This is a genomic window from Thiorhodospira sibirica ATCC 700588 (assembly GCF_000227725.2).
In the GTDB taxonomy this organism is placed as follows: domain Bacteria; phylum Pseudomonadota; class Gammaproteobacteria; order Ectothiorhodospirales; family Ectothiorhodospiraceae; genus Thiorhodospira; species Thiorhodospira sibirica.
Window position 1 is genome coordinate 2,249,608 of sequence record NZ_MU255056.1, and the last position, 18,254, is coordinate 2,267,861.

Below are 18,254 nucleotides of genomic sequence, written 5' to 3' on the forward strand. Positions count from 1 at the left end.
AAGGGTGTCGTTATCGTTGTTGAAATCGCAAAATCACGGCTTCTTGCGCGGCCCGCTGATGGTATCCAGTACCACCGTTTCCAATTGCGCCGATTGCGGTAATTTAAAGCCCGCAACGGATTTGCGCAACTCCGAGGCCAGATTCGCCAGATTACCAATCGACAAGGCGGTTTCATTGGTGCCATCCGAGGTTTGCATGGTAATTTCCTGAATCACATTCATGGTAGCAGATATATTTTGCGCGACCAAGGTTTGCTGACGCGCCGCCTCGGTAATGGTGGCAATCTGCTGGGCCAGCTGGCGCGAGACGCTTTCAATTTCGGCCAAGGCATCACCGGCATTGAGCGCAAGTCCGGTACCGCTGACCACATCCGAGGTAGAACGCTCCATCGAGATCACCGCCTCGCGGGTATCGGCCTGAATGGTCTTAACCAGCGCCTCGATCTGTTTGGTGGCATTGGTGGAACGCTCGGCGAGGCGCTGCACCTCATCGGCCACCACGGCAAAGCCACGCCCGGCCTCCCCGGCGGAGGATGCCTGAATCGCCGCGTTCAAGGCTAGAATATTGGTTTGATCAGCAATGTCGTTGATCAAGCTGACAATATCGCCAATTTCCTGCGAAGATTCCCCCAGCCGCTTAATCCGTTTGGAGGTTTCCTGAATCTGCTCACGGATGGTATTCATGCCATCAATGGTCTTATGCACGGTCATCGCGCCCTTGCTGGCCAGGGTCACGGATTTGGTCGCCACTTCGGCAGAAATCTCGGCACTGCTGGAAACCTGCTTGATGGATTGCGCCATATCGCTCACCGAGGAGGAGGCCATGGCAATCTCACGCGCCTGATTATTCGAGGCCTCCGCCAGCCGCAAGGCGGTGGCCTGGGTCTTGACCGCCGCCGTGGAGACCTGCATGGCGGTGTGGTTAATGGTCAGCACCAGACTGCGCAGCGCGTCAATGGCATAGTTCACCGCATCCGCAATGGCCCCGGTAATATCTTCAGTGACGGTGGTATGCACCGTCAAATCTCCTTCGGCCAGATTGGTCATCTCATCGAGCAGGCGCAAAATCGCCCGCTGATTGCGGCGGTTTTGTTCGGTGGTTTCAGCCAGACTACGGCGAGCATCCTGATACAGCAGATAGCCCATCATCAGCAACACCACAATGGACAACACCCCAAAGGCAAAGCCGGTGAGCATCCAGCTATCCAGTCGCCGCCCCGAAACGGTCAGGGCGCGCTCCAATTCCGTGGTAGAAGCCAATAATTCGCTACTGAGCTGCTCGATCCGGCGCACACTGTCATTGACCTGCGACATCTGCGGGGCAATATCGGCAATGGTGCGGATGCGCTGGCGCAGCCCCACAAAAATCGCCTCGGTTTCGCGCAGGCGGTCGCGCACCCCTTCATCCTCAATCCGGCTTACTCCCAGCTCCGTTGAACCCTGCAACAAGGCCTGCAAAGACTGCACAAACAGCGCCAGATCACGCTCGAAGCGCTCAGCCGCCTGGGAAACCCCTTCCCCCCCGGCCAAAACCTGCCCCAGATCGGCCTCCATGCGCTGAATGAGCATCAGCTGCCGGGTTGCCAGATACAGCTGCTCGCGATTGGCATTGGTACGCAGCAAGGTCGCCACCACCGCCTCGGAACGGCTAAACAGCTCCGGCATGTTGTTGCGTACCACCAAGGTATAATCCGCCACCGAGGTGACGCTGGCCTGTCCGGTGATGATGGCATTGATGCTGGCACGATAGACCTGCCAATGACCGCGCACCTGCTCAAGCGCCTGATTGACATGATGGCGCGGCGAGGCTGGGGCATGGGTCGCCAGTTCGTTTAAGAGCGTGTCAAAGCGATTGCGCAAATCGCGCAATTCCACAAAGGCATCGGGCACCCCGCGCGCAGATTCCAGCGCAAGGGTGGCAATGCGCTGCGATAACAGACGTTGTTCCGAGGCCAGCAGGATTTGATGACGGTTTTGATGGGTCTGCGAGGTATAAAAAACAAAGGAGAGAACCGTCACCAGCATGGAGATGAGTAACAGTCCTAACAGGGCAATCAGCGAGCGATTAATCCCACCGCTTTGCAGCTTAGCACTTAAGGACCATTTCTGGATCGTATCTCTTAACGCCACATATCACCTGCCTGTTAACAACGGAGGAAGCTCGCCCGGGTCTAAGCCGATGTTCAAGCCGATATATTGAGAAAGTCGGTATGCCTGACCAGACGCCAAGGACTAAAGACAGGATAATGCTGCTCGGCCTGCTGATACGCCCCCACCAAAAAGGCCTGCAGTCGTGGGGCATCCGCCACCGCAGGAACCTGCGCCAGACGGTCTTTTTCACGAAAACGTTTCATGCCAATCACCGCCTCCACCAGCAGCCCCACATACACCCCGGCATGTTGTACCACCAGCAGGCGCTGGCGTCTGGGATTTAACACTAAATTCTCGCCAAACAAAAAGCCCTGCAAATCCATCACCGGCAAGAGATTACCGCGCATATTGCCAATCCCCAAGGCCCACGGCTTGACACTGGGAACGCGGGTCAGCTGTGGCGGAGTCACAATCTCGGCAATCTCATCCATCGGGGCAAGCAGCTCATGCGCGGCGACGCGAAAGGATAACCCGCGAAAGGACAAAACCCCTTCATCGGGGGTCGGATGGCGCGCCACCCGTTGCCGACACAGCGCATCCAGCTGGCTTAAATAATCAAAGGGATGGGAGCTTACACCTAGGTTTCGATTCGCTAACATTTACATACAAACCCTCCTAGAAAGTTCAGTTAGAAATAGGGTTTACATACGCTTTAGCATACCCTACTATGGCCTTAGCCCGAGAACCAAGGGCTGTTCTAGTTCTTTAATGAGTTTAGGTTTGCGGTTATCTGGGCAAGTCTCAGATGTAAAACCTAAAGCGTACTCAAGAACTTAGCGCTAGATGTTTATTCATCTGGCTTTGGCGGATCGGCCCATCCTCACTTGAGGGTGCGCGCTAATGTTTGTTAGCGAAACTCGATCAGGTCACACCAAGACCCTAGCCAAGCAGTGTCTTAATCCGCTCAATCAGGTCAGCTTCTTTGACTGGCTTGATCATGTAATCCTTCGCCCCCTGACGCAGCGCCCACACCTTGTCGGTTTCCTGATCCTTGGTCGTCACCACAATCACCGGAATCGGCGCCGTCTGGCTATCCTGAGCCAGTTGCCGGGTGGCCTGAAAACCATTAAGCCCCGGCATGACGACATCCATTAAAATTAAATCCGGCTTTTCTGCCAGCGCCTGCGCAACCCCCTCCTCGCCATTGCTCGCCGTCAAAACCGTATAACCATTGCGCTCCAGCAAGGTTTTCAGCACGTACACCTCGGTTGGCGAATCATCGACCACTAAAATGCGCTTCATGATTTTATTCCGGGGCTTTTATCGTCACGCTTGACATGCTGCTTGATGGCATTGAGCAGATCATCCCGGGTAAACGGTTTGGTGAGGTATTGCTCCGAGCCGACAATGCGCCCCCGCGCCTTGTCAAAAATACTGTCTTTGCTGGACAGCATGATCACCGGCGTTTTGCGATACAGGCTGTTATGTTTGATCAACGCACAGGTTTGATAGCCATCCAGACGCGGCATCATGATATCGACAAAGATGATGTCGGGCTTGTGTTCGGCAATCTTGGCCAGAGCCTCAAAGCCATCAATGGCGGTAAACACCTCGCAGCCATTTTTGCGCAGCAGCGTTTCAGCCGTGCGCCGGATGGTTTTGCTATCATCAATGACCATGACCTTCAGGCCGGTCAGATCAACGGGCGTATCAGTGCTCTCCGTCGTCATCTCGTTCACACATCCCCCACAAAATGGTTTTGCAACTCACCCAAGACCGCCCAAGCGATACATTCACCGTTTGGCCTACCCTGCCTATGATAGTGCATAAACCGTATCATGCCAAAGCCTGCATGGTGAAACCAGCGGTCCATGAAAATCGATCCGTGAATCCGTGTATTATAATCACCGGCTATACCCCGGTCTGATCGACTCACCTTCGGCTAAACACACGGCGGCTCCTTGCCGGTGTTGTGGGCAGTGAACCAAGCATAATGAGGATATCCGTGAAGCTTAAGTGGCGCTTGATGATTTTACTGATTTTTGTGGGTGCGTTCGCTTCGGTGATTTTTAGCGTGGCCGCGTATCAAAGTTTACGCCACAACCTGATCCATGGTGCGGACAAACGCCTGGAAACTGCAGCGTATGCGGTCGCCGAGCTGTTTTCGCCACAATATCACCGTGCGATTACCGATGCCGGCTCTGTCGATAAAGCCCAGTTTCTCACCGGCATCCAGCAGCTCTCACGCTACGCCAATCGCACGGGCATGGCCTACGTCTATACCTATATGCTGTTTGACGGCAAAGTGGTCACCACCGCCACCTCCGCCACCGCCGAGGAGCTGGCCGAGGGCACCCATGATGTTTTCTTCCAGCACTATCAAACCGCCCCGGATGAGGTGTATGCCGCCTTTGCCGATGGCCTGGTTCGTTATCTCACCTATGAAGACCGCTACGGCGAGTTTCGCTCCATCTTTTTACCGATGGAAACCGGCGATGGGCGCTATTTTCTCATCGGTGCCGATCTCGACCTTGAATACCTGCAAAACAATCTGCGCATCCTGCTGCTGATCGCCATCGCCATTGGTACCGGCGTCTTCATCCTGACCTTGCTGCTGGCCTTTATCGGCGCCCGCCCCTTGGTACAGCCTTTGGTCACCTTGTGCAATTTGACCGAACACCTGATGGAAAACAGCTTTCAGCTCAACGCATCAGAGGAAAACGCCTTACGCCAGATGGGACAGCGACGCGACGAAGTGGGAACGCTGGCCAAGGTGCAAATGGAAATGGTGCTGCGCCTGCGCCGTTTCTTGCAGGAATTGGAAAAAGAAGTAGCGGCCCGCGAACGCACGGAAAGCGAGCTGGCCATTGCCCGCTCCATCCAGCTCGGCATGCTCCCGCAAAAAGGCCTGAATGCCTCCGCCGCACAGCAATGTGAGCTGGATGCGCGCATGATCCCGGCGCGCGAAGTGGGGGGAGATTTTTATGATTACTTCATGCTTGACGAACACCGCCTGTTCCTTGCCATCGGCGATGTTTCCGGCAAAGGCCCTGGTGCTGCATTATTCATGGCCGTCACCCGCACCCTGATCAAAAGCCACGCGCTCAGCGGTGGCCTTAGCAACCCGGCTGCCCTGCTCAACCTCGTCAATAACGAACTGGTGGAAGACAACCCCAAGAATCTCTTTGTGACCGTCATCGCCGGTGTCCTTGATCTGCAAACCGGCATCTTCACCTATGCCGACGGAGGCCATGATGCCCCCCTGATCGTGCGCGCCGACGGCCATATCGAAGATGTCTGCAAAGCGCCGGGGATTGCCCTGGGGGTTTTCCCTGAATTTAGCTACCAGGAAACCACCCTGCAACTCTACCCCGGCGATGTTCTCATCCTCTTCACCGACGGCGTGACCGAGGCGATGGGACCACAAGATACGATGTTCAGCCGCAGCATCCTGCGCCAAACGCTGGCGCGCATTGAGACCGATCCGGTCACCGCCGAAATTACGCTAAACCGTATCCTCGAAACCCTGGAGCAGTTCTGCGCCGGTGAAGATCAATCCGACGACATCACCCTGCTTGCCGTCAATCGACACGGGGCACTGGCCTTAAGCAAGCTTTCCAACAAAGCGCCATTGCAACCCGCTTGGTCTTGAAAATAACAGAAGTTGAGCAGCGCTCAGGATCACTGCTCCAGCGACTTGTGTGATTTGAGGTGAGGATATAGCGCCGCCAGATGTGCGATCAAGGCGGCGCTGAGCCAGCCAGCGATGAGCGGCCAGGCGCTGTCAAGTAAGGCGCTGCGCAGTGCCAGCAGCAGACAAAGCCCGGAGACGAGATTGCTGAACAGATCCCAGGGAATGGCGCGCCCCCGAAGCCGGAAATAAACGCCCAAGGCGATGATCTCCACCACCACCAGGCCCGCAATCAGTTCAACGATGCGGGCATTGGCGAACAGTGCGGCCATGATGGTGGTCGGCTCAGCCATCGGTTTTCTTGGGTACGCGAATCAGGCCCAGCAGGTGCGCCGTATCTTTGAAAAAGATTTTGATATGCGCCAAGGGGCTTTTGCGGGTGAGTTTTTTGTGCATGTACGATTCCCAGGTCAGGCGCTGGACATCGGGATCTTTGCACATCATGACAAAGCGCTCGCGGCGTTTGTCGTTGGCATACCAAAAATGCTGCATGATGCCTAGAATCCAGAAAACACGCCCGTGATCCTTGTGGAAACGCTTGCGCGCCAGTTTGAGCTTGCTGGCATCCCCGGTGGTGAGATAGGCATCGACCGACTCTGCTGCCAGCCGCCCGCCAAGCATGGCGTAATAAATACCTTCGCCTGAGGCGGGGGCCACCACCCCGGCGGCATCGCCTGCCAGCAGCACATCACGCCCATTATCCCAAACCCGCAAGGGCTTGAGCGGGATCGGTGCGCCTTCACTGCGCAGGGTTTCGGTTTGATCCAGGCCCGTATCCTTACGCAATTCGGCCACCGCCTGACGCAGCGAAAACCCCTTGTGCGCGCTGCCAACACCGACGCTGATGGTGGTGCCATGCGGGAAAATCCAGGCATAAAAATCCGGCGAGAGCTTGCCCTGATAATAGACATCACAGCGGGTCGGATCAAAGTCCACCGCCTCACTGACTGTTTCAGGGGTCTTGATGATTTCGTGATAGGCAAACACATAGCGCATTTTTTCAGCCCCTGGGATGCACTGGCGGGCCACCGTGGAATTAGCCCCATCCGCCCCGATCACCGCCCGCGCCCGCACCTGTTCAGGCTCGCCGGTCCGGGCGTGGTATTGAATCACCGCCGTGCCATCGTCATCGCGCAACAGGCGGTCAAAGGTTCCGGTGCATCGGACGGCGCCATTTTCAGCGGCGCGCTCGCGCAACCACTCATCAAAAGGCTCACGATCCACCATGCCGACATAGCCATTTTCAATGGGCATATTCACTTTATGATTCGACGGTGAGATCATCCGTGCAGAGGCCACCGTGGCGACCAGCATATCCTTGGGAATCTCAAATTCTTCCATCGCCCGTGGCGGAATCGCGCCGCCGCAAGGCTTGATCCGTCCGCCGCGATCCAACAGCAAAACAGAACGTCCCAGGCGGGCCAGATCAGTTGCAGCAATCGCCCCGGCGGGCCCACCACCGATCACGACCACATCAAAGGTTTGTGTAGGATTGCTCGACATTATTCTCACCGTTGTTGAAATCATGCAAAAAATTCTCTATGGGTTAAGCCGCAACCCATCCGCTGGGGTGCGTGTTTGGGCGGCACTGACACGCGCAGCGAGTGCCCCGGCCAAAAGAAAAAGCAGCGCCTCTGCGGTAAATACGGTGGCATAGGCCAGTACGACGGAATCGAACAGATAGCGCGTCAGGTCGATGGCGGTGGTGCCCAAAAGACTGCCCAGGCCAAAGGCTACGGCCTGCGCCGCACCCCATAAGCCCATGCGCAAGCCTTCGCGGCGCTCGCGTCCCCGGCCGACCAGACCCATCATTGACCAGATGGCCGCCACGGCAAACACTCCCAGCCCCGCTCCCAGGAGAAACACACTCAGACGCAAAGGCCAGGCCGGGCCGATAAAACCGGCCAATGCCAGACCAAACAGCCCCAGCGCGGAGGCCAGACACCCGGCAATCATCCAGCTACGCATCGAACCGATGCGAATAAAGCCCAGCGCGCCACCGACAAAGGCCACCAGAATCATCCCCGTCAGGATGCCGATGTTTTGAATCCCGGACAGCGTGGTGGATTCGCCAGGCGTATAGCCAAATACCGCCCCGGCAAAGGGTTCCAGAATGAGATTTTGCGCGCTGTAGGCAAACATGGAGACAAACACAAACAGCGCAAAGACCCGCGCATCTGGCTCTCGCCAGACCTGCATAAAGGCCTGACGAAACGGGGTCTTGGCCGTTTCGGGCGTTGGCGGTGCGCCATCCGTCGGCGCTACGGCAGGCGGACGCGCCGAGCCCTCAACCCCCCACAAAGCCAGCACGGTGATGCTAAAAGCGACAGCCCCAACGCTGGCAGTAATCATGAATAAGCGCTCATAACTAAAGGGGTCAAGGATTTGCCCTACCACGATGGTCGTCACAATAAAGCCTGTCAGCGTCATCAACCACACAATGGTTGCCGCCCCGGAGCGTTTGTCCGGATGCACCCGCTTGGCAATCAGTACCAATAACGACGTTCCTGCTGCCCCAACGCCCACGCCAATCACCACAAAAGACAGCACTGCCAGGCCAATCCCTAAGCGGGTATTGTGTTCCATCAAGGCAATCGCCGCCGCCGCGCTCGCCGCCCCCGCCGCCAACAACAACATCCCACCCAAAATCCACGGGGTACGCCGTCCGCCCAAATCCGAGCCATAGCCCAGGCGCGGTCTGAGCATCTGCACGCTGTAATACAGTGCCACCAAGGCCCCCGGCAACATCGCCGGGAGCATCAGCTCCACAATCATCACCCGGTTAAAGGTCGATGTGGTCAACACCACCACCGAACCGAGTGCGGCCTGCACCAGCCCCAGACGGACGATGCCGCCCCAGCCAAGCAGTGACTCTGGTGCGCTCATACCACCACGTTGCGCAAGGCAAAGGCGGTGACCATCATCCCCAGCACATACAGGCTCACCCCGGTGGCGTTATACCACGGTGCCAGCTCCCGCGGCTGGCGCAACAGACGCACCATCAGCACCGCCTGCACCGCCAAAAGCGCCGCCACGGCAGCGGCATGAACCGGCTGATGCCAATAAAACAGCAGCCCCACCACCACAATCTGCGGAATGGCCATGGCAAAGCAGGCGACAATCCCGGCCTTTTCCGGCCCCAGACGCACCGGCAGCGAACCCAGCCCCATGCGGGTATCGCCCTCAATGGATTTGAAATCATTCAGGGTCATAATGCCATGCGCCCCGGCGCTGTACAAAAAGGCCACCAGCAGAATCGGCCAGCCTGGCATCCCTGCCGTGCCCAGGGCCGCCGTCAACATCACCGCCGCCCCGGTCACCCACGCCAGGCCCTCATAAGAAATCGCCACTGCCGAATTGCCCCACCAGCCATTGCGCTTGAGGCGAAACGGCGGCGCGCTATAGGCCCAGGCCAGCGCCAGACCGATCACCGTCGCCACCAGCACCACCGGCCCCAGCACCGCCGCCAGCAACAAAGACAGCAGCGTCCAGATAATCGCAATGTACAGCCCCCAGCGCCCCGGCACCCGGCCGGAAGGAATCGGGCGATTGGGCTCGTTAATCTTATCAACGTGACGATCAAACCAGTCATTCACCGCCTGACTGGTGGCACAGACCATCGGCCCGGCCAGAATAATACCCGCCACAATAAACAGCCAATGCGCCTGCAACGGCATCCCGGAAGACACCACGCCACAGGCAAAGGCCCACATCGGCGGAAACCAGGTAATGGGTTTTAACAGCTCAACAACAGCAGAAGGTTTTGGATACGCCATGAGAAAACAGTTCTAGTGATGACTTGATAGAGAAAACGGGCACAGCGCCCACGAGAGAGTGCCACCGACAACCACCGGGGCACACAGCAATACCAGCCGCATAACAACGCAAACCGGGGTAAACTATACAGGCTTTTTTTGCGAGTCAACCAAAACTTTGTTAACTCTCATGGGAGCGCCGAGCCCCGCCCGGCACAGTGACACAAACGCCGGTTAGCGCCGTGCCTGCAGGCGTGTGGCGCGCTCCGGATAGTTCAGCTCCAACACCCGCAAGGCATCATCCGCCAGCGCATACATGGCCAGTTTGCGGTACGCCTTGACCATCGTATCCAGCGCATCAGGAATGGACTCAGAGCCCTGAAAATTTTCGATCACATAGCGGGCACGCTGCGCGGCTGCCAGATAGGCACCCCGGCGCATATAATAATCCGCCACCTGGATTTCATAGGCCGCCAGCAGATTGCGCAGATAGATCATGCGCTGGCGAGCATCCTCGGCATAGCGGCTCTCGGGATAGGTGCGTACCAAGGTGCCAAAATCCTCAAAAGCCTGGCGCAATGGGGTTGGATCGCGGCGGGCAGAATCCTGCGCCACAAAGCGATTGAGCAGGCTTTGATCCCGCTCGAAATTAGTCAGCCCCTTTAAATACCAGGCATAGGGAACGTGCGCATGGCGCGGATTCATCTGGATAAAGCGATCCAGTGCGGCAATCGCCATCTCTGGCTCTTTTGCCTTATAGTAGGCATACGCCACCTCAAGCTGCGCCTGGCTGGCATAGCGGCCAAAGGGAAAGCGCGCTTCCAGAATTTCAAAATATTCCACGGCCTGCGTGTAGTTGCCGCGATTGAGCGCGCCTTGGGCCTCATGATAAAGCTGGCTTGCAGACCAGTTTTGCGTGGGATCATCACGCAGTGAGGCACATCCGCTAAAAAAAAGCGTCAAAGCGAAACATGATATGGTGAGATAATAGACAGAAGCTAAGCGGCGCATAGTGTGTATCAGGTTAGACCCTTGGGATAATGTTGCTTTTGAGTATAACCCAGCTTTTAAATTTTCGCTCTGCCCACCCATAGATCAAGGCTGCATATTCCATGTCCCGACTCATTTTGGCCTCGGCCTCACCGCGCCGCCAGCAGCTGCTCGCCCAGATTGGCGTTCGCTGTCAGATGTATCCGGTGGATCTGGATGAAACGCCGCTCGCGCATGAAACACCCGCTGCCTTGGCAACCCGTCTGGCACTGGCTAAGGCCAGCGAGGCACAACGGCGCTTGCACACCACTGAAGTGGTGTTGGGCGCAGATACCGTGGTAGCCATCGACGGCGAAGCTCTGGGAAAACCGGCACAGCAAGCCGAGGCCATCGCCATGCTAACGCGTCTGTCCGGGCGGGAGCATCAGGTGTTTTCTGCAGTCGCTGTGCGTTATGAAAAACACGAGGCGGTTTGTCTGGTGACCACACAGGTCCATTTCAAATCGCTAACATTGCAAGAAATCACTGATTACTGGGCCAGCGGTGAGCCAATAGACAAGGCCGGCGCATACGCCATACAAGGTTTAGGAGCATTATTTGTGAAGTCGCTTACAGGCAGCTACAGCGCGGTGGTTGGGCTGCCGTTATTTGAAACCGGTCAATTGCTGAACTCATTTGGCATCCCCGTGGGAAAAGGATATGCAAGCCAATGATAGGCACCGAATTGATCATGAATGTAATGCCCCAGGAAACCCGCGTGGCCCTGGTAGAAAACGGCATGTTGGTGGAGCTGCATATCGAGCGCTCGCGCCGCCGTGGCCTGGTCGGCAATATCTATAAAGGGCGCGTGTGCCGGGTCTTGCCGGGCATGGATGCCGCTTTTGTAGACATTGGCCTTGAGCGGGCCGCGTTTTTGCACGCCTCCGATGTCGCACCCATTGAGGAAGAGGAATTTCCCGATGGCAACGGCCACGGCAACAAGCGTGGAGAATCCATCCAGCGCCTGTTGCGTGAAGGCCAGGAATTGCCGGTACAGGTGATCAAAGATCCCCTGGGAACCAAAGGCGCCCGCCTCACTACCTACATCACCATCCCCTCACGCTATCTGGTGTTGATGCCCGGCAGCGGCAATATTGGCATCTCCACCCGCATTGACGAAGAAAACGAACGCATCCGGCATCAAAGCCTTGATGCAGGAACTGGCCATCGAAAGCAATGATCATCACGGCTACATCGTGCGCACCGCCGCCGAGGCCGGCGATGCCGAACTGATCCGCAAGGACATGGCTTTTCTGCGCAAACTCTGGACCTCCATCAACGAACGCTTGGCCGGTGCCAAGGCAGGCACCGAAATCCATGTTGACCTGCCCCTGGTCTTGCGCATCATGCGCGAATTGGTCGGGGTAGAAGTCGAAAAGATTCGCATCGATTCCGCCGACACCGCCCGCAAAGTCATCGCCTTTGCCGAGGAATATGTGCCGGAAATGGCCGCTCGCGTGGAAATCTATGCCGGTGAGCGCCCCATCTTTGACCTGTACAACGTCGATATCGAAATCCGCAAAGCCCTGGAGCGCAAGGTTGATCTCAAATCCGGGGGCTATCTGATCTTTGACCAGACCGAGGCCATGACCACCATCGACGTCAACACCGGCGGCTTTGTCGGCCATCGCAACCTGGAAGAAACCATCTTCAAAACCAATCTGGAAGCCGCCCAAGCCATCGCCCGCCAGCTACGCCTACGCAATCTGGGCGGCATCATCATCATCGACTTCATCGACATGACCGAAGAAGAGCACAAACGCCAAGTGCTGCGTGCCCTGGAAAAGGGCCTGGAACGTGACCACACCAAAAGCCAGATCTGCGAGGTATCTTCACTGGGCCTGGTAGAAATGACCCGCAAGCGCACCCGCGAAAGCTTAGAGCATGTGCTCTGTGAACCCTGCGCCACCTGCGGCGGACGCGGCTATCTCAAATCTGCAGAAACCGTGTGCTATGAACTGTTTCGGGAAATCCTGCGCGAAGCCCGCCAGTTTGATGTCAAAGAATTTTTAGTCCTGGCCTCACACTCAGTCGTCGATCTACTGCTCGATGAAGAATCCGCCAGCGTCGCCGAACTGCAAGCCTTCATCGGCATCCCCATCCGCTTCCAGGCAGAAAATCTCTACACCCAGGAACAGTTTGATGTGGTCTTGCTATAGCCTGCCTTGCAGATCCATCTCGAGTGGTCGCACCGAACGGGAGCTTACACCTAGATCGTCCCGTTCGCGCTCATCAGTTTGCGCGGGAAACCCCGACCTTCAGGCCGGGGAGGGATAGCGCAGCACGCAAAGCGTGCTCCTGTTCCCGACGCCTCCTCTTTGGTAGCTTGCTCTCTTTATACATGGATGCTATCTTTATTTTAACCGCCGGGCTGGCGGGGTTAGTCTGCACAGAGAACGTAAGTCCCGTGTTGCTGTAAAGCGGCATCGGCTGGTCTCGTTGAAACAGAAAGTCCTGATCGTGAGGTTAGGAATCCCCGTCCTTTAGGGCGGGGAGGATGTCAACACCCGGATCAAGCGCCGATCTTTAGAACCTGTGCAAATTGTAAAAGACCTTGGGGGGAGCGCCTGCAGCGTACAAATCGCCAAGCGCAGCGAATTGCATACCTTCAAGGTCATCCCCACGCGCTGGGTGGTAGAGCGCAGCTTCGCCTGGCTGGAAAAGCACCGGCGACTTTGGAAAAACGCTGAGCGCAAGCTCAACACCCGCTTACCATTTATTCACCTGGCCTTCCTGTGCCTCTTGCTCAAGAGACTTTGAACAGGTTCTAAGCTCTCGAAGTAGACTGGATGGATAGATCACCGCCACACAAAAAACGCCAGGGATCACCTGGCGTTTTGCGTTGTGTGTTAAAGCACGCTTAAAAACTCTGCCACTCCTCACCACCGCGCTCAGAGCTTGCACTCTGGCGATGGGATGGCGAGGGTTTGGGCAGGGCAGCGGTTTTGGCTGGGGTACGTGCAGGCACAGCGCCGGTGTGAGCGTTGAGCTTGAAAAAGCCCATCATTTCTTGCAGGTTTTGCGCCTGTTGTCCCATGTTTTGGCTGGCCGCTGCTGTTTCTTCGACCAGGGCTGCATTTTGCTGGGTGACTTCATCGACTTGCATGATGGCCTTGTTGACCTGTTCAATACCCCCGGCCTGTTCTTTGCTGGCGGCGGCCATTTCGGCCACGATGTCGCTGACTTTTTTGACGGCGGTGGCGATGTCTTTCAGGGTTGCGCCTGAACGCTCGACCAATTCGACCCCATCTTGCACTTTATCCACACTGTCGGTGATCAAGACCTTGATCTCTTTGGCCGAATCCGCACTGCGTTGAGCGAGGTTGCGCACCTCACCGGCAACCACCGCAAAGCCGCGTCCCTGCTCGCCCGCCCGCGCCGCTTCTACGGCGGCATTGAGTGCCAATAGGTTGGTCTGAAAGGCAATTTCATCAATGACGCTGATGATGTCGGCAATCCGCCGACTGCTGGCGTTAATCGCCCCCATCGCGACAATGGCCTGATCTACCACTTCGCCGCCCTGTTCGGCATGGTGACGGGCCACTCGGGCCAGTTCATTGGCCTGTTCGGCATTTTTGGCGCTTTCTTTGACGGTGCTGGTCAGTTCTTCCATGGAGGAGGCGGTTTGCTCGATGGCTGAGGCCTGTTCTTCGGTACGCTGGCTCAGATCAGAGCTGCCCTGGGCAATTTCTGCGGCGGCTGAGCTGACCTGTGCGGTTGAATCAGTGACCTGCATGACCATGGCTTGGAGTTGTGCCACCATTTCATCCAGGGCTTTGGCCAAATCGCCGATTTCATCGCTGCGCTTGAGATATTGCGGCTCAATGCGCTGGGTCAGATCGCCCTCGGCAATGGTTTTGGCAAAATTGACGCCATAAATAAGCGGTTTGGAGATCATGTTGGATAGGATGATGCCAATCAAAATCCCCAGGACGATGGTGATGACAACCCCGCTGGCAATCACCTGGTTGCTCAGATTCTGCGTGGCGATCATGCTATCGGCGGCATCGCGGGCGGCTTCAAAGGCCAGCTTGATAACATCTTCCCCCAGGCGTTGCATGGTTGGCAGAATTTCCTGAGTCAGGCGGTCGTCATTGACGATCCAGGTCGCGGCTGCCTCAAAATAGGCCTCGGTGGCACGCCGGGCGGCATTGACCTGGGCATCACGCCCCTGCGGGTCGAGCTGGTTATAGTAGCCGTCCAGCTGGGTGCGCATCACCAGCATTCGCTGATAAAACTCGCGATTGCGATACAGCCGCTCCTCTTTTTCGGCATTCATGATCTCCAGGGCGGTGATATACACGCGCAGGGCTACTGACTCCTGGGTGTTTTGGTAGTATTGTTCGGCCAGCGTTACCACCGTCTGGCCGTTTTCGGCCATGCGGGTGACGGCGGTGGCATTGGCACGCAAGGCCGCCACGCCCGCCTCATAGCCTTTGCGATATTCCAGGGTGGCACGCCGTGCCTCGCGGGAACGTGCCAATAAATCGGCATCGCGGGAATGCCTGTCAATGGTATCCAGCGCCTTGATAATCGTATCGATGTTTTGCATGGCCTGCTGATAGCTGCTGTCTTGCTCATTGAGCAGGTAATTTTTCTCTTCCTCAATGGTGCGATAGGCATAGCGCTCTACCTGCGTGGCCTCAACCAGCCCGTCAAATTTAGCGCGGATATCGTTTAGATTAACAATCGCGGTTACGCCCAGAATTGACAAAATCACCAACACCGCCAAAAATCCCGTCAGGATTTTTAAACGGATGTTCATGCGCAGCGCCCGAGCGCCTGGTGCAGAGTTCATGGAAGCCATCCTCTCAAGATAAAGCAGTTTTTTATTTGCATTGGTTTGGGGGAATTGTGTGGTGTGCGAAAATCTCAATATTGTCCAGTATGACGACCCCTAAATTAAACCAGCAAACAAAATGCCATCTTTTTGAGCGCCGGTGGCGGTACCTTCCCGGTTAAAAAAAGTGGCCTCAAGAAGAGGCCGCTCTATGGCAGGCCGACCGACTTCCGCCTTTTAACGACGGCGGGCCGCTAACAGTGCCTGCTCAAAGCTGCCGGTGTCGGAGAAGTGCGCTTGTGCCGCCTCCCAGCTGCCAAACACCTCCTCAATGCGCAGCAGTTCTACACTGGGGAACTGTTTGGCATGGGTGGCGCTGACCTGTGGATCAGTGACCCGATAATAAAAACCTGCCAGAATTTCTTGCGCCGGTGGGCTGTAGAGATATTGCAAGTAGCGTTGTGCCAGTTCCTGGGTGTTTTGGCGGGCGACGACACGATCAACCACCGCAACCGGAAACTCCGCTAAAACACTGCGCGAGGGGACGATGACGGTAAAGCGATCGGCGCCGTGCAGCTGGCGAATCAGGTTGACTTCGGCTTCAAAGGTGATCAGCACATCGCCGATGCCACGCTCGGCAAAGGTGGTGGTGGCACCGCGTCCGCCGGTGTCAAAGACCTGCACATTGCCGACGAAGCGACGGATAAAATCCTCAATTTTGGCTTGATCATCGGGCCATTGCTGTTGTGCAAAGGCCCATGCGGCAAGGTAGGTATAGCGGCCATTGCCAGAGGTTTTGGGGTTGGGGAAAACCAGGCTGACATCGGCACGCACCAGATCATCCCAGTCTTTGATGCCTTTGGGATTGCCCGCACGCACTAAAAAGGCGGGCAGGGAGTAATACGGCGAGCTGGCATTGGGCAGGCGCTGTTGCCAATCCGGGGCAATCCATCCGGCGTTGACCAGCGCATGAATGTCGGTTATCTGGTTAAAGGTGACAACATCAGCGGTCAGTCCCTGCAAAATCGCACGCGCCTGCGCAGAAGAACCCGCGTGAGATTGGCGAATCGTGACGGTTTTGCCGGTTTCTGCGGCATAAGCCTCCACAAAGGCCGGGTTAATCGCCTGGAATAACTCCCGCGCAATGTCATAGGAGGCATTGAGCAAACGATCCTCTGCCTGTGCCGTTGACAGCATGATCAAGCCAAGAAACACACTGAGATAAATGCTTTTTTTCATACATAATTCTCACGATTTGATGATTAACAAAGCTCTGCACATTGATGTCTTAGGCACAGCGCAAAGCGGGTGCGTTACAACCGGTGAGCAGGACGCGCAAAAAGTTCATGCCTTGTGGCCAGGGACCAAAACCCGAGGCTTCGTTGATATGTCCAGCGGCACCGATATTGACCATCGGGCATTGCCAGGTTTTGGTCCAGGCGTGGATGCGGGCAGGATGCATCCAGGGGTCATTTGTGCTGGCCACCAGCAGCGCCGGAAACGGCAAGGGGTGTGCCGGGAGAACGGACGTTAAATCCGCCTCAGGGGATGCCGGTTCACGCAGCCCCTTCGCGCTAAAGTGCTGCGGATCGGCCGGGGCCACCAATAAAACCCCGGCCATGCGCTCGCTGTGCTGATAAGCCGCGCTTAAGGCGACCAGACAGCCAAAACTGTGCGCCACCAGACATACGGAGGATGCAGACTGGGCTATCGCGTTTTCCAGAGCATGTCGCCAAAGATCGAAGACGGGCTGTTCCCAGCACACACCGCCTAAGCGCCGTGTCCCGCTGATATGCTGCTCCATCCAGGTTTGCCAGTGGCCAGCACCGCTGCCCTGATAGCCTGGAACCATCAAAATCTGTATTGCCATCATCACACCTCATGCCACACGTCTGGATCATTCATAAAGATAAGAAATGTAACAGCATTCGCCGGGTGGAGAAAAAGAAGAAATCCTGCAATGCTTTGCAGGCAGGGGAATATTGAATTTTTCCCGAGTCGTGGTCATTTTGCACAAAAAAACCGCTATCAACGGCGGCGTTTTATAAAAACCTGGGGGTTGATATGCGATGGCTTAAAGGCGGTCACGTCGCGCCTGTGCAATGGTTTTTAGCAGGAGGGTGAGCAGTGCCAAGGAAGCTAACAGCGAGGCGGCAGCAAAGGCCCCGGCAATGTTGTAATCATCAAAGCTTTGCTGCACATACAGCGGCAGGGTATTGGTTTCTCCACGAATATTGCCAGAGACCACGGCAACCGCGCCAAATTCTCCCATGGCGCGGGCATTGCACAAAATCACACCGTAAATCAGCGCCCATTGGATGGTGGGTAAGGTGACGTGCCAGAAGGTTTGCCAGCCGTTGGCCCCCAGGGTTAGTGAGGCTTCTTCTTCTTCGCGTCCCTGGGCCTGCATGAAGGGAATCAGTTCTCGCGCTACAAAGGGGCTGGTGACAAATACCGTGACCATGACAATGGCGGCAACGGAAAACACCAGTTGCACATTGTGATCATACAGCCATTGCCCAAGCCAGCCGCTGGTGCCATAGAGCAGCAGATACATGACACCGGCAACCACCGGCGAAATCGCAAAGGGGATGTCGATGGCGGTTTGCAGGATGCGCTTGCCACGAAACTCAAAGCGGGTAATCGCCCAGGCGGCGGCAACCCCAAAGGCCGTATTGACCGGCACGGCAATGGCGGCGGCAAGCAGCGTCAGTTGGATGGCGTGCAGCGTTTCGGGATGAGTGACATTGCTGATATACATTGCCCATCCGCGACTGAGCGCCTGGGCAAACACGGCCAGCAAAGGGGCGACAATCAGCACCAAGGCTAGGGTCACGCCGCTAAAGATGAGCAGGCGTCGTCCCCAGGGATTGTCAGGGCAGGCCTGATGGCGGGCGTTGTGAACCAC

Annotated in this window: 15 protein-coding genes and 2 pseudogenes; 4 read left to right on the top strand and 13 right to left on the bottom strand. The window is 56.6% G+C overall.

Going from position 1 to position 18,254, the window contains the following annotated elements; translation table 11 throughout:
- Window positions 1-33: 33 nt before the first annotated feature.
- The 4 genes from THISIDRAFT_RS10485 to THISIDRAFT_RS10500 form a co-directional block, all read right to left on the bottom strand.
- Window positions 34-2,025, bottom strand: coding sequence for a methyl-accepting chemotaxis protein (locus THISIDRAFT_RS10485; protein ID WP_139063934.1), 1,992 nt, complete (start codon window positions 2,023-2,025; stop codon window positions 34-36).
- 158 nt (window positions 2,026-2,183) lie between these two features.
- Window positions 2,184-2,750, bottom strand: coding sequence for a chemotaxis protein CheW (locus THISIDRAFT_RS10490; RefSeq protein ID WP_006786026.1), 567 nt, complete (start codon window positions 2,748-2,750; stop codon window positions 2,184-2,186).
- A gap of 280 nt (window positions 2,751-3,030) precedes the next feature.
- Entirely contained in the window at window positions 3,031-3,393 is a 363-nt protein-coding gene (locus tag THISIDRAFT_RS10495; RefSeq protein ID WP_006786027.1) for a response regulator transcription factor, read from the bottom strand.
- Complete coding sequence (locus THISIDRAFT_RS10500) at window positions 3,390-3,821, bottom strand: response regulator (protein WP_006786028.1); 432 nt, start codon at window positions 3,819-3,821, stop codon at window positions 3,390-3,392. The genes THISIDRAFT_RS10495 and THISIDRAFT_RS10500 overlap by 4 nt, the downstream gene beginning before the upstream one ends.
- Window positions 3,822-4,096: 275 nt before the next feature.
- Here THISIDRAFT_RS10500 and THISIDRAFT_RS10505 point away from each other — a divergent pair, with 275 nt between their 5' ends.
- The gene (locus THISIDRAFT_RS10505; protein WP_006786029.1) at window positions 4,097-5,743 is read left to right on the top strand and encodes a PP2C family protein-serine/threonine phosphatase; all 1,647 of its coding nucleotides are present in this window, start codon (window positions 4,097-4,099) and stop codon (window positions 5,741-5,743) included.
- A gap of 29 nt (window positions 5,744-5,772) precedes the next feature.
- Here THISIDRAFT_RS10505 and THISIDRAFT_RS10510 read toward each other — a convergent pair whose 3' ends face one another.
- From THISIDRAFT_RS10510 to THISIDRAFT_RS10530, 5 genes are all read right to left on the bottom strand, one after another.
- Window positions 5,773-6,075: a hypothetical protein gene (locus THISIDRAFT_RS10510; protein ID WP_246585374.1), complete on the bottom strand. Its 303-nt coding sequence runs from the start codon at window positions 6,073-6,075 to the stop codon at window positions 5,773-5,775.
- Window positions 6,068-7,285, bottom strand: a complete 1,218-nt coding sequence (locus tag THISIDRAFT_RS10515; RefSeq protein ID WP_006786031.1) for a geranylgeranyl diphosphate reductase — start codon at window positions 7,283-7,285, stop codon at window positions 6,068-6,070. The genes THISIDRAFT_RS10510 and THISIDRAFT_RS10515 overlap by 8 nt, the downstream gene beginning before the upstream one ends.
- A 36-nt stretch (window positions 7,286-7,321) precedes the next feature.
- A complete protein-coding gene (locus THISIDRAFT_RS10520; protein ID WP_006786032.1) occupies window positions 7,322-8,668 on the bottom strand; it encodes a BCD family MFS transporter in 1,347 nt (448 codons plus the stop codon).
- Window positions 8,665-9,558, bottom strand: coding sequence for a chlorophyll synthase ChlG (chlG, locus tag THISIDRAFT_RS10525; RefSeq protein WP_006786033.1), 894 nt, complete (start codon window positions 9,556-9,558; stop codon window positions 8,665-8,667). Before chlG ends, THISIDRAFT_RS10520 begins: the two co-directional genes overlap by 4 nt.
- A 213-nt stretch (window positions 9,559-9,771) precedes the next feature.
- Complete coding sequence (locus THISIDRAFT_RS10530; RefSeq protein WP_006786034.1) at window positions 9,772-10,548, bottom strand: outer membrane protein assembly factor BamD; 777 nt, start codon at window positions 10,546-10,548, stop codon at window positions 9,772-9,774.
- 101 nt (window positions 10,549-10,649) lie between these two features.
- Between THISIDRAFT_RS10530 and THISIDRAFT_RS10535 the strand changes: the two genes are divergently transcribed.
- The 3 genes and pseudogenes from THISIDRAFT_RS10535 to THISIDRAFT_RS10545 form a co-directional block, all read left to right on the top strand.
- Window positions 10,650-11,240 carry a Maf family protein gene (locus THISIDRAFT_RS10535; protein WP_006786035.1) on the top strand — a complete coding sequence of 197 codons (591 nt, stop codon included), beginning with the start codon at window positions 10,650-10,652 and terminating at the stop codon, window positions 11,238-11,240.
- Window positions 11,237-12,725 (top strand): annotated as a pseudogene (rng, locus tag THISIDRAFT_RS10540) (ribonuclease G). Before THISIDRAFT_RS10535 ends, rng begins: the two are co-directional and overlap by 4 nt.
- Before the next feature lie 409 nt (window positions 12,726-13,134).
- Window positions 13,135-13,326 (top strand): annotated as a pseudogene (locus THISIDRAFT_RS10545) (transposase); the annotation flags it as partial.
- Between the two features lie 100 nt (window positions 13,327-13,426).
- Here the strand turns inward: THISIDRAFT_RS10545 and THISIDRAFT_RS15115 are convergent.
- The 4 genes from THISIDRAFT_RS15115 to cysW all read right to left on the bottom strand — a co-directional run bounded on the left by THISIDRAFT_RS15115 (window position 13,427) and on the right by cysW (window position 18,254).
- A complete protein-coding gene (locus THISIDRAFT_RS15115; protein ID WP_006786039.1) occupies window positions 13,427-15,364 on the bottom strand; it encodes a methyl-accepting chemotaxis protein in 1,938 nt (645 codons plus the stop codon).
- A 219-nt stretch (window positions 15,365-15,583) separates the two neighbouring features.
- Window positions 15,584-16,585 (bottom strand): thiosulfate ABC transporter substrate-binding protein CysP, encoded by a 1,002-nt coding sequence (gene cysP / locus THISIDRAFT_RS10555; protein ID WP_006786040.1) that lies wholly within the window; start codon window positions 16,583-16,585, stop codon window positions 15,584-15,586.
- 49 nt (window positions 16,586-16,634) lie between these two features.
- The gene (locus THISIDRAFT_RS10560) at window positions 16,635-17,219 is read right to left on the bottom strand and encodes an RBBP9/YdeN family alpha/beta hydrolase (protein WP_246585376.1); all 585 of its coding nucleotides are present in this window, start codon (window positions 17,217-17,219) and stop codon (window positions 16,635-16,637) included.
- A gap of 201 nt (window positions 17,220-17,420) precedes the next feature.
- On the bottom strand, window positions 17,421-18,254 hold the full coding sequence (cysW, locus tag THISIDRAFT_RS10565) for a sulfate ABC transporter permease subunit CysW (protein WP_006786042.1): 834 nt from the start codon (window positions 18,252-18,254) through the stop codon (window positions 17,421-17,423).

Bases quoted from the DNA above. Each gene is read 5' to 3' on its own strand.
- THISIDRAFT_RS10485 (WP_139063934.1), bottom strand. From the start codon at position 2,025: ATGCTGGTGACGGTTCTCTCCTTTGTTTTTTATACCTCGCAGACCCAT.
- THISIDRAFT_RS10490 (WP_006786026.1), bottom strand. From the start codon at position 2,750: ATGTTAGCGAATCGAAACCTAGGTGTAAGCTCCCATCCCTTTGATTAT.
- THISIDRAFT_RS10495 (WP_006786027.1), bottom strand. From the start codon at position 3,393: ATGAAGCGCATTTTAGTGGTCGATGATTCGCCAACCGAGGTGTACGTG.
- THISIDRAFT_RS10500 (WP_006786028.1), bottom strand. From the start codon at position 3,821: ATGACGACGGAGAGCACTGATACGCCCGTTGATCTGACCGGCCTGAAG.
- THISIDRAFT_RS10510 (WP_246585374.1), bottom strand. From the start codon at position 6,075: ATGGCTGAGCCGACCACCATCATGGCCGCACTGTTCGCCAATGCCCGC.
- THISIDRAFT_RS10515 (WP_006786031.1), bottom strand. From the start codon at position 7,285: ATGTCGAGCAATCCTACACAAACCTTTGATGTGGTCGTGATCGGTGGT.
- THISIDRAFT_RS10520 (WP_006786032.1), bottom strand. From the start codon at position 8,668: ATGAGCGCACCAGAGTCACTGCTTGGCTGGGGCGGCATCGTCCGTCTG.
- chlG (WP_006786033.1), bottom strand. From the start codon at position 9,558: ATGGCGTATCCAAAACCTTCTGCTGTTGTTGAGCTGTTAAAACCCATT.
- THISIDRAFT_RS10530 (WP_006786034.1), bottom strand. From the start codon at position 10,548: ATGCGCCGCTTAGCTTCTGTCTATTATCTCACCATATCATGTTTCGCT.
- THISIDRAFT_RS10535 (WP_006786035.1), top strand. From the start codon at position 10,650: ATGTCCCGACTCATTTTGGCCTCGGCCTCACCGCGCCGCCAGCAGCTG.
- THISIDRAFT_RS15115 (WP_006786039.1), bottom strand. From the start codon at position 15,364: ATGAACTCTGCACCAGGCGCTCGGGCGCTGCGCATGAACATCCGTTTA.
- cysP (WP_006786040.1), bottom strand. From the start codon at position 16,585: ATGAAAAAAAGCATTTATCTCAGTGTGTTTCTTGGCTTGATCATGCTG.
- THISIDRAFT_RS10560 (WP_246585376.1), bottom strand. From the start codon at position 17,219: ATGATGGCAATACAGATTTTGATGGTTCCAGGCTATCAGGGCAGCGGT.